Source organism: Pseudomonas fluorescens (genome assembly GCF_001307155.1).
Lineage (GTDB): Bacteria > Pseudomonadota > Gammaproteobacteria > Pseudomonadales > Pseudomonadaceae > Aquipseudomonas > Aquipseudomonas helvetica.
The window spans coordinates 5,764,869-5,777,460 of record NZ_CP012830.1 but is presented as its reverse complement, the minus strand read 5'-3'; the positions used below and the strand labels follow the sequence as shown (position 1 = coordinate 5,777,460).

The following is a 12,592-nucleotide window of genomic DNA, read 5'->3' as shown; positions in this document are numbered from 1 at the left end:
ACTCTGATGGCGTCAATTCATAAGAGGGACGCAGATGACAAGGTTCGCGCAGTTACAGGAAAAGTACCAAAGTGAGAAGGCAGCCGATCAGACCTATTGGGCCAATCTGCATGGCATGGTCGATAACATCCGTTGCAATCTCGCGCATTATCTCGGTGTCTCGCCCGATCAGACGGTCACCGTTGACGGGTCTGAAATAACCGTCGTAACCGCGGGAGTCATCAACGATCGTGGGCAATTTGATCGCTGTAGCGTGGATAAGCTGCCTCGGAGCGAGCGGAGTGTCACCTTCGGCTTGAGGCTTGCGTATGGGAGTGAAGCCACGCAGTGCGTAGAGCCAAGCAAGGCCTTTAAGTTAACCATGTGGTCGGCAGGCGATATGTACTTCGCGAAGGTCGATGGGTTTCCAGAGGCCTTTAAGGGGCCTACCTTCGAAACTCTCTACGAAGCTCTTTTCAGCCAGGCAATCAGCAAGATCAGATCTGCGTAGCCTTTGGTGCTACTTTGCCTCCGCAAACCCGCCACTCGGCGGGTTTTTATTACCTCGAATTTACCTGTAGCCAGGACAGCCCTCGGGAAGGCCTGGACGTCGATAGCCGGATGGTGCGACGTACGGAATCAAAACCGGCACCCCGCGCATCTTGACCTGGCTTGTGCTTCCAAGGTGGTGCGATATGGATCGACGAGACTGGCACAGAAGGGCGCCGGCGTCGTGAAGGTCTTTGGCGGACAATGGGGAAAACTGCGCCCCCACTCAGGACCTCAGAAATCTTTTTTCTTGAAGGTCTGGTCGCCCGACTGATCATTACTTATCGTTAAAAGTCCATTAGACACAGAGTAAGTCGTAGACGCGTCACCCTCTGAGTAACGGTTTCGCCAGCGGCCCCATTCGCTTGTATCGTTCATGAAGGCCGACCAGATCACGCGATCTTCAGTCACCTGGCACCGATATCGGAATGAGTCTCCGTCTGGACGTCGATAGGAAATCTCCGGGTTTGGCTCGGAATGTTTGGTTTTCATCGTTTTGGTTGGTCGGCCCATTTCTACTGAAATTGCCGCCTTGCAGATGTCGGCACTTGTGAAAGAGTCTGCGTGTGGGCTGGTGATCACGCCGAAGGATGCGAAGAGTCCAGCCACAATTTTTTTGTTCATGCCCTTGTCCTTGGATTATTGACGAGAGAATTCTACATGGCTGAAGGCCAAGTTCTCATGCATGTCACGGAGTCGAGTGTATGGAGAGCCACCTTACTCACTTGGGGTTATTACTCTTCTTGTCCGTAGTCTGCAGATCGAGCTCTGCTCGACGGATCCTGACGTGTTTTGGGGCCTCGAGTCCTAGAATCACCTTGTTGCGATCAATTTCAAACACCTTGATTTGAATTTCGTCATCAATGCGTATGGCTTTGCCGACATACCGGGTGATCTCTAGCATAGTCTTCTCTTTGGCTGGGGGAGGGGCTCGGGAGCCTTGTCGCTCTGGGAGTTGAGCTAATTGTCCTCACATGCTCAGAGCTAAAGATCTAAGGGTTATCTGAATTTTCTACTGATCTATCTGTTTTGTTCCCTTGCCTCGCCATCTGCGGGGCTTTTTCATTTTCTGGAGTATCAAATGGCTGAACCAGCATCTACAGCTGCGGCTGCGCTTGTTGCGAAGTACGGCGTAGCTGTGGCTGGTTTCGCGGGCGCTTGCGTATCGTTGACCCTATTGCAGGGACTGACGCGTAAACAGGCATTCTGGGCGGTGGCCACCGGCTTCCTGTCCGCGATTTTCACCACGCCCCTGGCTGTTCACCAGTTCGGGCTTCCACCAGATAGTGACACTCAGAATGGTGTCGCTTTCCTGATTGGCCTGCTGGCGATGAACATCATCCCCGGCCTCAAGGCGTTGGCGGGACGTTTCGGCGCAACCGGGAGCGCCTGATCATGAATCCTATCTTGGGAGGAGTAGATGCCTTTCTGTGTGTGCTGGTAGTGATTGCCTCGATTGACTACTTGCGCCGTGTACGCCCGATCGAGCAACCGATGCTCAGCATCTCGTTCTATTTGGTAGCCATTGGTGCATTCGGTGATTTCGCCGCGGCGATCCAGGGGCATTACGTGAGCCCGTTCACTGTGATGATCCATGCGGGTGTGGTGGCTTATGCCTGGGCTCGGCGCGGGCATGTGTTTGAGGTGGCAGGGTAGGCCGCGACACGTTTCGCGAATTATCAAATTGTGTCGCGACACTGGAGAAGAGCATGAGCGATCAATCAGGGGAGCATGTCCACTGGGCTGGTGATGGCCGAGGTCCGCGCCTGGTCTTCATCGACGGTGTGCGCACCAGGTGGGTTGCTTACTCGGACATCAAGGCCGGCATCGCTGTCGCGTTGGTGAGCGTATCGGCTTCCACCCTGTATGGGGTGACATCACCGTGGTTCCAGTGGAGGGCGCATGACCGTCAAGGTTCTGGAGTTCAAGCGTGAGGGCTGGCGAGACGCTGTTCGCTCGCTGCGCAAGATCGCTGATGACCTTGAGTCAGGTAGGCGAGAAGCCTGCTCGGTCGGTGTGATTGGTCTGCGGTCTGAGCGTGGCGGTATCGATGTGTTCGGGTTTGGCCCGATGGCCAATGACATGCAGTCGCTTGCTCTGTTTCGGCTGGGTGAGCAGAAGCTGATTGATGTGCTGCTTGAGGGCGGCGAGACTTGAGTCGACCGCCCAATACAGCGTCTCAGTGCAGGGGGGGATTTTCAGTGTGCAGGAGGTGCTCAGCACCAATAACCTGCATCCGAGCAAGGTTGTACTTTTCGTCCAGCGCGATGTACTCGTCCTTTTCTTCCAGGGGCGAACTTCTCAGTGGATCGCTGAGCAGGAGATATCTCTCTGACTCTTCGCGGGTGAGCCCCACGAAAATCTCTCTACCTTTTAAGTCGGTGGAGAGTGCGCATATCTCATTCAGAAATGCTCTGTTGCTATCTGTGAGGTTAAGCATTTATTCGTCCTCGTTCAGTTGGTCGCACGCAGCCTTAGCTTCTGCCTCAGTTGCGTAAGGGCCTCCTATGTAGTCACCGTCCGCAAGGGAGTCCTCGATTTGGAAACAAAACTGGTCGATCGGGATTCCGGGCTGTGGCTTGCCGAGCTCTAGTGCAATTAATTCAACGCGCGGGCGATGCACAACGCTGTATCTCTTGGTCATAACCGTCTTCCTTGTAAGTTGACCTTCACCAATACCGGCAACCCTCCACCATTTCAAGCATCTGAGAGTTCCTATGACAATTAAGCAACCCGACTGGGAGGCAATCGAACGCGCCTACCGGGCTGGATTGCTTTCACTGCGTGGCATCGCCGACAAGTACAGCTCTAGCGAAGGTACGATTCGCAGTAGAGCCAAGAAGCACGGATGGCAGAGAGACCTGACTGATCAGGTGCGAGCAGCTACCAACGGCAAGCTTTCACGCACAGCTTCACGCACTGCCGTCACGCAGCGCGAAGTGCGTGAAGACGAACAAATTATCGATGAGGCATCCGATGAGGCCGCTTCAGTGGTGTTGGCTCATCGAGCCGATCTGGCTCAGTGGCGTGGCATTGCGAACAAGCTTTGCGACGCGCTATCCGATATGGACGTGAACAAGGAAAACATTGGCGACTTCGCCCGATCCTTGAATGCCGGCGTCGACGCTCAACTCAAGGTCATCAAAGGCGAGCGACAGGCCTACAACCTCGATACAGAGACAGGTGACAAGACAGTCGACGACCTGGCTGCACTGATGGACGAATTATCTAAGGAAGCCTGACATGAAGCCCGAGCACATGAAGCTGCTCAGGGATAAGCGCTTCCGACTCAACAATCTCTATTTCATCACCGATAAGCAGGGCAAGAAGGTCCGCTTCCGGATGACGGACGAGCAGATCGAATACTTCGACGGGATGCACACCCGCAACATCATCCTAAAGGCTCGACAGCTTGGCTTCACCACCGAGTGCTGCATCATCCAGCTGGACGCAGCGCTGTTTGAGTCGGCCAAGTGCGCGCTGATAGCTCACACCCTGAACGATGCTAAGCGCCTGTTCCGCGAGAAGGTGAAGTACGCCTATGACAACCTGCCTGCCGAGATCCGCGCCGCCAATCCGGCGAGCAACGATTCCGCCGGCGAGCTGGTGTTCAGCAAGGGCGGTTCTGTCTACGTCTCCACGTCTTTCCGGGGCGGTACACTGCGCTACTTGCATGTGTCCGAGTTCGGGAAGATCTGCGCCAAGTTTCCACATAAGGCCCGCGAGATCGTCACCGGCGCCTTCGAGGCTGTCGCCACCGACTGTTTCGTCACGATTGAATCAACGGCGGAAGGCCGAGCCGGTTACTTCTTTGATTACTCGCAGAGTGCGGAGCGTCAGCAACTGGCCGGCGTGCCTCTCGGTCTGCTGGACTGGAAGTTTTTCTTCTTCTCCTGGTGGAAGAACAAGGCGTACTGGCTTGATCCGACTGACGTGGTCATCCCGCAGCGCCTGACCGATTACTTCAACGAGCTGCACGCCAAGCACGGGATCGTCACGAACGACGGTCAGCGCGCCTGGTACGCGGCCAAGGAAAAGACACTCGGCGACGACATGAAGCGGGAATACCCGTCGATACCAGTCGAGGCCTTCCAGCAGTCGGTAGAGGGCGCCTATTACGCCCAGCAGCTCACCAAGCTTTATGCGCAGCAGCGCATTGGCGCGATCCCGGACAACAGCCACCAGCCGGTGATGACGTTCTGGGACATCGGTGTCGGCGACTCCACGGCCATTTGGTTCGTGCGCCAGATCGGTACCGAGTACCACGTTATCGACTACTACGAAAACTCAGGCGAAGGCCTGCGGCATTACATGAAGGTGCTCAAGGACAAGGGTTACACCTATTCCGAGCACTGGGGGCCGCACGACATCGATAACCGTGAGTTTGGTAGCGATGCAAAGACCCGCCGCGAGCTGGCCAGCGAGGGTTACGAGATCGACGGGCAGAAGTACTGCATGACGTTCCAGGTGGTACCGAAGATCGGCATCAACGACGGTATTGAGCAGGTCCGGGAAATACTTCCGCTGTGCGTGTTTGATGAGTCGAAGTGCGAACAGGGCATCAACTGCATCGAGAACTACCGCAAGGAATGGGACGACAAGCGCGGCTGCTGGAAAGACAGGCCGCTTCATGACTGGACCTCTCACGGTTCCGACGGTTTCCGGTACTTCGCTGTAGCGAAGAGCGCCAGGAAGCCGGCCACTTCTATCAAAATGGGATACGCCCGATGAGCAACGACGTCTCCTTCAAGCGGGCGGACTACATCGAAGTGCTGGACCGCTGGGCGACTGTGCGTGATGTCTGCGCCGGCCAGCACCGGGTGGTGTCGCGGCTTCCGTACATCAATACACACGACAAGTCGCCGGAGAACGCCGATCGCAACAAGGCATACCGCGAGCGTGCGGTGTTCAAGAACGCAACCGGTCACACTCGCAACGGCTTGCTGGGCTTGGCCTTCCACAAAGACCCGACGCTCACTGTGCCGAAGAAGCTGGAGTACTTGCAGGACAACGCCAACGGCTCCGGCGTGAGCATCTATCAACACTCACAGGGCACGCTTGAAAAGGTGCTTGAGGCTGGACGTCACGGCCTGTACGTCGACTACCACCAGGACGAAGGCGTCGGCGGTCATTCGGTGATCTTGTCGTACTGCGCGGAGAGCATCATCAACTGGCGCACCGGGATGGTGAATGGTCACAACGTTCTGACTCTGGTCGTGCTCCGTGAGACTCCAGAAGTCGAAGATGGATTCGGTTTCAAGACGATTGAGCAGTACCGCGAACTGGCATTGGAAACAGAAGGTTTCGTCTGCCGAGTTTGGCGCCGATCCGGACCGGAGAATGGCGGCCCGCTTACCGTAGTGGAGGAGCATTTCCCTACTGGTGCTAAAGGCCGCCTGAAAGAGATTCCATTCACCTTCGTCGGTGCGCAGAACAACGACCCAACCATCGACGAGTCTCCGCTCTACGACATCGCCATGATCAACCTGGGCCACTACCGCAACAGCGCGGACTATGAAGACAGTGTCTTCTGGTGTGGCCAGGCTCAGCCCTGGATTTCCGGCTTGACTGAATCATGGGTGAAGTTGTTGGAGGAAAAAGGTGTCTATGTCGGTTCCCGGGCACCAATGCTGCTTCCGGTCAACGGAGCTTTCGGCTACGCGCAGCCACTGCCGAACACCTTGGTTAAAGAGGCGATGGCCGACAAGAACCAGATGATGATCGAGTTGGGCGCTCGTATGGTCGTTGCGTCACTGGCAGCTAAGACGGCTACCGAGTCACGCGGCGATCAGTCAGCGTCCACCTCGGTGCTGGCTGGCTGTGTAGCGAACGTGAGCGAGGCATACACCAGGGCAATCATGTGGTGCTGCGATTACATGGGTGTCAGCGGAAAAGTCGCGTACCAGGTCAATCAGGAGTTCGTTGAGCTGACGGCTGATCCGCAAATGATCACCGCCTTGGTTGGGTTGTGGCAGAACGGCGGCTTCGCGAAAGCTGACCTGCGCGCTTACCTGCGCAAACTGGGGTTGATTGCTCCGGAACGCACAGACCTGCAGATCGACGGCGAGCTGCAGGAACAGACTGATGGCCTCGGCCTGGACGATGTGGGGGTGAACAGTGGCAGTCAACCAGGCAATCCTTGATGCCACGATCCGGCACGCGGTATTCCTCGAGCAACTGAAGGCCGGCGAGGTCGGCAAGTTCGCTCCGTTCCTCAAGGAGATTGATCGCTCGATCCGCGACCGGCTCACTCAGTCGGACCTGACCGAGTACAACGTCAAGCGGCTGGAGGCACTGCTGAAGGAGGTCGACAGCTTGTTGCTGGGTATCTTCGACCGCTACAGCGCGCAGCTGAATCTCGATCTGATCGACATCGCCAACTATGAGGCCGAGTTCGAAGCGACCAGCCTGGCAAGATCGGCGCCGGTTGGCGTTTCGCTCGATGTTGCGGCGCCAACGGCGGCAGCCATCAGGGCGGCAGTGCTGACGAATCCACTCAGCGTTCGCGGTACCGGTGGTGGCAAGCTGCTGAAGGCCTTCATCAAGGGCTGGACCACGGCAGAGCGGGAGCGCGTCACCGGCACGATCCGGCAGGGTTTCTTCGAAGGACAAACGAACTTCCAGATCATCCGCAGCATTCGCGGTACCAAGGCTGCTGGCTACAAAGACGGCATTCTGGCCACAACCAACCGCAACGCCAGTACGGTCGTGCACACTGCGATTCAGCACGTGTCGTCGCAGGCGCGGATGGAGGTGGCCAAGGCCAATATTGACGTGGTGACCGAGATCGAAATGGTCGCCACCCTGGACAGCAAGACCAGTCAGCTCTGCAGGTCGATGGATAAGCGGCGGTTCCTGGTCCACTCCGGACCGAGGCCTCCGTTTCACCCGAACTGCCGCACAACATTCATCTTCCTGACCAAGCTGAGTGAGGTATTCGCCAAGGGCGCTACACGGGCTTCGGTCGGGGAGGATGGTCCCGGGCAAGTCAGTGCAAGTCTCGACTATTACCACTGGCTCCAGCAGCAGCCTGCGTCATTTCAGGATGCGGCTATCGGCCCGAAGCGGGGGAAGTTATTCCGCGAAGGCGGATTGAGCATCGAACGATTCGCCGAACTGCAGCTTGATCGCAATTTCTCACCGCTAACCCTGGTGCAGATGAAGGCACTGGAGCCACTGGCGTTCGAGCGAGCCGGGATTTAACCGAACACATTCAATCAGCCGCCTACGGGCGGTTTTTTTATGCCTGCAAAGCGGGCGAACCATACCCAAGGGGTGCATCAAGTGGCAGAAGAAAACGAAATCGACCTGGAAAACCCGGCAATCAAGGCCGCTATCGCGACTGCCGTTGAAGCCTCCGTTACCGGGCTGAAAACCAAGAACACCGAGCTGCTAGGCAAGCTCAAGGACACTACCGGCAAGCTGAGTCAGTTCGAGACTCAGTTCGAAGGCATCGACATTGATGCGGTGAAAGGGCTGCTGGCCAAAGCGGGTCAGGATGAAGAAACCAAGCTGCTGACCGAGGGCAAGATCGACGAAGTCTTCGGCAAGCGCACTGAACGTCTGCGTGGCGAGTTCGAAAAGCAGCTGGCCGGCGAAAGAACTCGGGCGGAAAAGTCCGAAGCGTTCGCCAACAAGTTCCGAGACAAGGTACTCGGCGACTCGATTCGCGCCGCTGCAATCAAGGCCGGTGCGCTGCCTGAAGCGACAGACGATCTGATCCTTCGCGCCAGAGGGCAGTTCACGCTGAACGAAGAGGGCGATGCTGTCGCAGTCGACAAGGAAGGCCAAGCCATCCTCGGCAAAGATGGCAAAACACCTCTGACACCGCTCGAATGGGCGGAGTCTCTGCGCGAAAGCGCACCTCACTTGTGGCCGAGGGCTACAGGAACAAATGCCCCGGGCGGGGGTGGCGGCCAGGCTGCATTCAAGCGCTCCGAAATGACCTCCGAGCAGAAGCGCGATTACCAGCGCAAGCACGGCCAAACCGCATATCTGCAATTACCCAAGTAAGGGGATTGACCCATGGCTACAACCGTAAACAGCGACCTGATCATCTATAACGATGAGGCGCAAACCGCATACCTAGAACGCGTTCAGGACAACTTGGACATCTTCAACGCATCGTCCAACGGTGCGATGGTGCTCGACAATGAGCTGATCGAGGGCGACTTCCGTAAGCGTGCGCTCTACAAACTGAACGGCTCCTTGGAGCACCGTGACGTCAACTCGGAAGGCAAGGTCGTTGCGAAGAAAATCACTGCTGGTGAAGTCGTTGGCGTTAAGGCACCTTGGAAGTACGGCCCATACCAGACCACCGAAGAGGCCTTCAAGCGCCGCGGTCGTCCGGTAGAAGAGTTCTCCCAGATCGTCGGTGCCGATGTGGCTGATGCAACTCTGGAAGGCTTTATCCAGTACGCCACCGCTGCACTGCGCGCGGCGATCGGCTCGAACCCAGGCATGGTGGTTTCGGCAAATATCGAAACCGATGGCAAAAAGACGCTCACCCGCGGCATGCGTAAATTCGGCGACAAGTTCGGCCGCATCTCTCTCTGGGTCATGCACTCGAGCGCCTACTTCGACATCGTTGATGAAGCGATCACCAACAAGATCTACGAAGAAGCGGGCGTGGTGATTTACGGCGGTCTGCCGGGCACTCTCGGCAAACCAGTGCTGGTGACTGACACCGCGCCGGCGGATGTGATCTTTGGTCTGCTGCCGAACGCAGTGGCGATCACTGAATCCCAAGCGCCTGGCTTCCGCTCCTACGACGTGAACGATGAGGAGAACCTCAGCCTTGGCTACCGTGCTGAAGGGACGGTGAACATCGATGTACTGGGTTACAGCTGGAAGGCCGACACCGGTGGTTCGAACCCGACACTGTCTGCTGTGGGCTCACCAGCCAACTGGGTCAAGCATGCCGGCAGCGACAAGGTCACCGCTGGCGTGATGATCAAGCTAACAGCCACTCCGCCAGCTACTGGCGGCTAACCCACACATCAAGCAGCGGTCAGAAATGGCCGCTCTGGAGAGCGTTATGGAACTCATCTACACCAATCAGCTGGACGGCTTCGATCCGAACAAGCGCTACCGTAATGCCGATCTATTTCGCTCCGTTGAGAGCGGGGTGACAAAGGTTATCGTCGTTGGCGATCACCCGGTGATCGTTGACGCATACGAGGCCCTGGGAGTGGACGTGATCGTCTCCGAGTTGCCGGCTGTGCGGGGCGAGTCGGAAACCGACCCTGCGGAAATGGGTGTCGGTGCTCTGCGTGAATGGCTGACGGCTCAGGGCATTGACTATGATGCCAAGGCCTCCAAAGCTGAAATTCTGAAACTCATTCCAGCGAGCTAACTCATGAGCCTGATTGTCGAGGACGGTACCGGTAAGTCAGACGCCGAAAGCTATGCAAGCGCCGCGGACTTGGTCATGTACGCGAAGAAGTTTGGCGTGACTATTCCCGCGGACGAGTCAGCACAAGAAGCACTGCTTCGTCGGGCGGCCTTGGCGATGGATGGCATGACCTGGAAGGGGCGAAAGTCCAGCAGTGACCAGGCTCTGGCATGGCCGCGCAGGGAGGTGCATTTGGATGGCGAGAACAAGCCACACAACTACCTGCCGGCGCGTATCCAGTACGGCCAGATGGCCTTGGCTGCCGAGATTCATCAGGACGATATCGACCCTGTAGAGAAGCGCAAAGGGGCGGTTCTGCTGGATCGCGTCGAGGGGGCGGTGACGCGGCAGTACGCTGCAATCCCAAACACCAGTAACCGGCTACTGCCGGCCGCGCCAGATCAACCGAGCGCTACGCAGTTCGCCGATTACCTACAAAAGCGGGGCTTGTTCGCCGTCCGCGCATAACTGAAACGGAGTTTTCATGGCCGACTTCTACGATGAGATGGCCGTGATGGCTCTGGAGATGATTTCAGAGTTCGGCCAGCCGGTGACTATCCGGGACATCGTCAAAGGTGCGTACGACCCGAGTACCAGCAAGACGCGGCCTGACACCGTCGTCGAGCGCACCGCCCAAGGCATCCTGCTCGACTTTACCGGGCAAGAGTTTCAGACCAACTCACTGATCAAGGTCGGCGATAAAAAGCTGAAGATCGCAGCAAGCGGGCTGACCTCGCCGCCGACGCTGCTCAGCAAGGTCGTTGCCCAAGGGCGCACCTGGACCATTGTTCCACCACTAAAAGAGAACAACCCGGCCGGCACGCCGATCCTGTACGAACTACAGGTGCGGTCATGAGCAAATACGCCGGCATGAACGGCAGCTTCGCCGAGAACATCCGGCAGTTTGCCGAGCAGGCGAAGTCGGGCATCGACGCGACGTTCCGCGAGATCGTCATCGAAATCGGCAGCAGCGTTATTCGCATGTCGCCGGTGGGCAATCCCGAGATCTGGGCAGCCAACGTTGCACATCGCCAGGCAAACACCCGGGCGGCCGACGACTACGACTTCAAGGTCTCCGTGCGCAATACGGTCATCAACCTGACCGACAGCAACTTCACCAAGGCCGGCAAGCTGAAGCGCGGCGTGAAGTACGCCAAGCCACTGACCAAGACCGAGCGCGAACAGAACTTCAATGTGAACGGTCTGGTGGCGGGGAAGGGCTACATTGGTGGGCGCTTTCGCGGTAACTGGCAGTTCTCGATTGATACCCCGGCCGAGGGTGTTCTCGATCAGGTCGATCCGTCGGGCAATGTGACGATTGCGGTACTGCGGGCCCAAGTGCAGGCACTGACCATTGGCCAGACGGCCTACATCGTGAACAACCTGCCTTATGGTATCGCCCTCGAATATGGCCACTCCAAGCAAGCCCCAGGCGGGATGGTCCGCGTGACCTTGACTCGCTTCCAGCAGATTGTTGAAGAAGCCATCAGGAACAACCAGGTATGAGCCACGCAATCATTCGACAACTATTTGAGGCGCGCCTGACAGATTGGGCAGCGGCTCGCACACTCACGCTGCGCATTGCCTATGAAGGTGCGGCCTTTACTCCGGCAGATGGCGAGACCTATCTGAAAGCTTTTGCCATTCCGGCCGGTACGGGCAGCAACACGCTGGCCGGCGATCATCACGTTTACACCGGCGTGTTTCAGGTGAGCATTGTCACCCCTTCGGGTTCTGGTCCGGGCGAGGCGGAAGGCCTGGTAGACGAGATCGCCGCGTTGTTCCCGCTGTACGAGCGGAACACGAAGGGTGCGCTGACCATCGTGACCATGACGCCGGTTGACCCCGGCCCCGGCATTCCGGACGACACAACTTTTACGGTACCCGTGTCGTTCATGTACCGCGCGGACACGGGTCTATAGCTGATTTGTTACCACCCCGAGCTCTAATCCGCTCCATTGCCTATGCGGCTATAATCGCTTCCTTTTCCCAAGGATCGGTAGATGAAAAGCTTGGAAGATTTGATAGATAGCCGCGACCCCGCGCTGCCTCTCATTGAAAAAATGCTGGTAGAAGCCACCCTAAACTATCAGTTACTACCCCCATCCACCGAGAACGACCGAGTTCTTTCTGGCCTTCAGGTTACGACCAGATCGACTTTGGGTGCGATCGCCTACGGGACTGGTGGTTTGCTTATCGACCATGGCTGGTTACGCGTGCTCGGCTCCGGGCATCCTCAGCTGTCACGAAACCTTGTTGATTGGAACGACGGCCGAGCTGGTGCTTATTTGCTGGTCGCCGACGATGCCGCCGGAGGGTTCTTTTCCATCAACGGCGGCGGTTTGGGGGATGATGTAGGAGCGATGTACTACTGGGCGCCCGACACACTGCGGTGGGAGCAGTTGGACATCGGCTATACCGACTTTCTTGGCTGGGCCTTGAGCGATCGGCTTGCAATCTTTTACGACGGCCTGCGCTGGGATGGCTGGTGTAGTGACTTGCAGGCACTGAAAGCCGATCAGTGTTTTTCATTCTTCCCGTTTCTCTGGACTCAGGAAGGGTCAATCGAGGAAAGCCGCCGCACGATGATCGATGTTGGCGAACAGTTCGAGATGAATGTCGAACTGGCTCGCAAACTCGACACTGGGCCTGCACAACCAGTCTGAAGCC

19 protein-coding genes are annotated in these 12,592 nt (G+C 57.2%); 16 read left to right on the top strand and 3 right to left on the bottom strand.

Translation table 11 applies throughout. The features are described from left to right. The first annotated feature begins 34 nt into the window (after positions 1-34). Positions 35-490 carry a hypothetical protein gene (locus AO353_RS26295; protein WP_054597602.1) on the top strand — a complete coding sequence of 152 codons (456 nt, stop codon included), beginning with the start codon at positions 35-37 and terminating at the stop codon, positions 488-490. Positions 491-762: 272 nt separating this feature from the next. On the opposite strand, the gene AO353_RS26290 is transcribed toward AO353_RS26295, so the two are convergent. Further along, the gene (locus AO353_RS26290) at positions 763-1,152 is read right to left on the bottom strand and encodes a hypothetical protein (RefSeq protein ID WP_237142935.1); all 390 of its coding nucleotides are present in this window, start codon (positions 1,150-1,152) and stop codon (positions 763-765) included. A gap of 97 nt (positions 1,153-1,249) precedes the next feature. After that, a complete protein-coding gene (locus tag AO353_RS26285; RefSeq protein ID WP_054597601.1) occupies positions 1,250-1,432 on the bottom strand; it encodes a carbon storage regulator in 183 nt (60 codons plus the stop codon). A 177-nt stretch (positions 1,433-1,609) separates the two neighbouring features. Between AO353_RS26285 and AO353_RS26280 the strand changes: the two genes are divergently transcribed. The 3 genes from AO353_RS26280 (at position 1,610) to AO353_RS26270 (ending at position 2,685) form a co-directional block, all read left to right on the top strand. Continuing rightward, positions 1,610-1,921 carry a hypothetical protein gene (locus AO353_RS26280; protein WP_054597600.1) on the top strand — a complete coding sequence of 104 codons (312 nt, stop codon included), beginning with the start codon at positions 1,610-1,612 and terminating at the stop codon, positions 1,919-1,921. A gap of 2 nt (positions 1,922-1,923) precedes the next feature. After that, entirely contained in the window at positions 1,924-2,184 is a 261-nt protein-coding gene (locus tag AO353_RS26275; RefSeq protein WP_054597599.1) for a hypothetical protein, read from the top strand. A gap of 246 nt (positions 2,185-2,430) precedes the next feature. Then, positions 2,431-2,685, top strand: coding sequence for a hypothetical protein (locus AO353_RS26270; protein WP_054597598.1), 255 nt, complete (start codon positions 2,431-2,433; stop codon positions 2,683-2,685). A 22-nt stretch (positions 2,686-2,707) separates the two neighbouring features. Here the strand turns inward: AO353_RS26270 and AO353_RS31730 are convergent, their stop codons facing one another. Further along, on the bottom strand, positions 2,708-2,968 hold the full coding sequence (locus AO353_RS31730) for a hypothetical protein (RefSeq protein WP_237142934.1): 261 nt from the start codon (positions 2,966-2,968) through the stop codon (positions 2,708-2,710). Between the two features lie 277 nt (positions 2,969-3,245). On the opposite strand from AO353_RS31730, the gene AO353_RS26260 reads away from it, so the two are divergent. From AO353_RS26260 to AO353_RS26205, 12 genes are all read left to right on the top strand, one after another. Then, on the top strand, positions 3,246-3,770 hold the full coding sequence (locus AO353_RS26260) for a hypothetical protein (RefSeq protein ID WP_054597597.1): 525 nt from the start codon (positions 3,246-3,248) through the stop codon (positions 3,768-3,770). 1 nt (position 3,771) lies between these two features. Next, the gene (locus tag AO353_RS26255) at positions 3,772-5,259 is read left to right on the top strand and encodes a hypothetical protein (RefSeq protein ID WP_054597596.1); all 1,488 of its coding nucleotides are present in this window, start codon (positions 3,772-3,774) and stop codon (positions 5,257-5,259) included. Then, on the top strand, positions 5,256-6,671 hold the full coding sequence (locus AO353_RS26250) for a DUF4055 domain-containing protein (RefSeq protein ID WP_054597595.1): 1,416 nt from the start codon (positions 5,256-5,258) through the stop codon (positions 6,669-6,671). The genes AO353_RS26255 and AO353_RS26250 overlap by 4 nt, the downstream gene beginning before the upstream one ends. Further along, on the top strand, positions 6,646-7,731 hold the full coding sequence (locus AO353_RS26245; RefSeq protein WP_054597594.1) for a phage minor head protein: 1,086 nt from the start codon (positions 6,646-6,648) through the stop codon (positions 7,729-7,731). Before AO353_RS26250 ends, AO353_RS26245 begins: the two co-directional genes overlap by 26 nt. A gap of 81 nt (positions 7,732-7,812) precedes the next feature. Continuing rightward, a complete protein-coding gene (locus AO353_RS26240) occupies positions 7,813-8,541 on the top strand; it encodes a hypothetical protein (RefSeq protein WP_054598342.1) in 729 nt (242 codons plus the stop codon). 12 nt (positions 8,542-8,553) lie between these two features. Further along, the gene (locus tag AO353_RS26235) at positions 8,554-9,519 is read left to right on the top strand and encodes a major capsid protein (RefSeq protein ID WP_054597593.1); all 966 of its coding nucleotides are present in this window, start codon (positions 8,554-8,556) and stop codon (positions 9,517-9,519) included. A gap of 46 nt (positions 9,520-9,565) precedes the next feature. Beyond that, positions 9,566-9,883, top strand: a complete 318-nt coding sequence (locus tag AO353_RS26230; RefSeq protein ID WP_054597592.1) for a hypothetical protein — start codon at positions 9,566-9,568, stop codon at positions 9,881-9,883. A gap of 3 nt (positions 9,884-9,886) precedes the next feature. Continuing rightward, positions 9,887-10,390: a DnaT-like ssDNA-binding protein gene (locus AO353_RS26225; RefSeq protein ID WP_054597591.1), complete on the top strand. Its 504-nt coding sequence runs from the start codon at positions 9,887-9,889 to the stop codon at positions 10,388-10,390. Positions 10,391-10,406: 16 nt separating this feature from the next. After that, entirely contained in the window at positions 10,407-10,778 is a 372-nt protein-coding gene (locus tag AO353_RS26220) for a hypothetical protein (protein ID WP_054597590.1), read from the top strand. Further along, a complete protein-coding gene (locus AO353_RS26215; protein WP_054597589.1) occupies positions 10,775-11,428 on the top strand; it encodes a hypothetical protein in 654 nt (217 codons plus the stop codon). Before AO353_RS26220 ends, AO353_RS26215 begins: the two co-directional genes overlap by 4 nt. Beyond that, a complete protein-coding gene (locus tag AO353_RS26210) occupies positions 11,425-11,844 on the top strand; it encodes a phage tail terminator-like protein (protein WP_054597588.1) in 420 nt (139 codons plus the stop codon). The genes AO353_RS26215 and AO353_RS26210 overlap by 4 nt, the downstream gene beginning before the upstream one ends. Positions 11,845-11,925: 81 nt before the next feature. Then, a complete protein-coding gene (locus AO353_RS26205; RefSeq protein ID WP_054597587.1) occupies positions 11,926-12,588 on the top strand; it encodes a DUF2625 domain-containing protein in 663 nt (220 codons plus the stop codon). Positions 12,589-12,592: the final 4 nt, after the last annotated feature.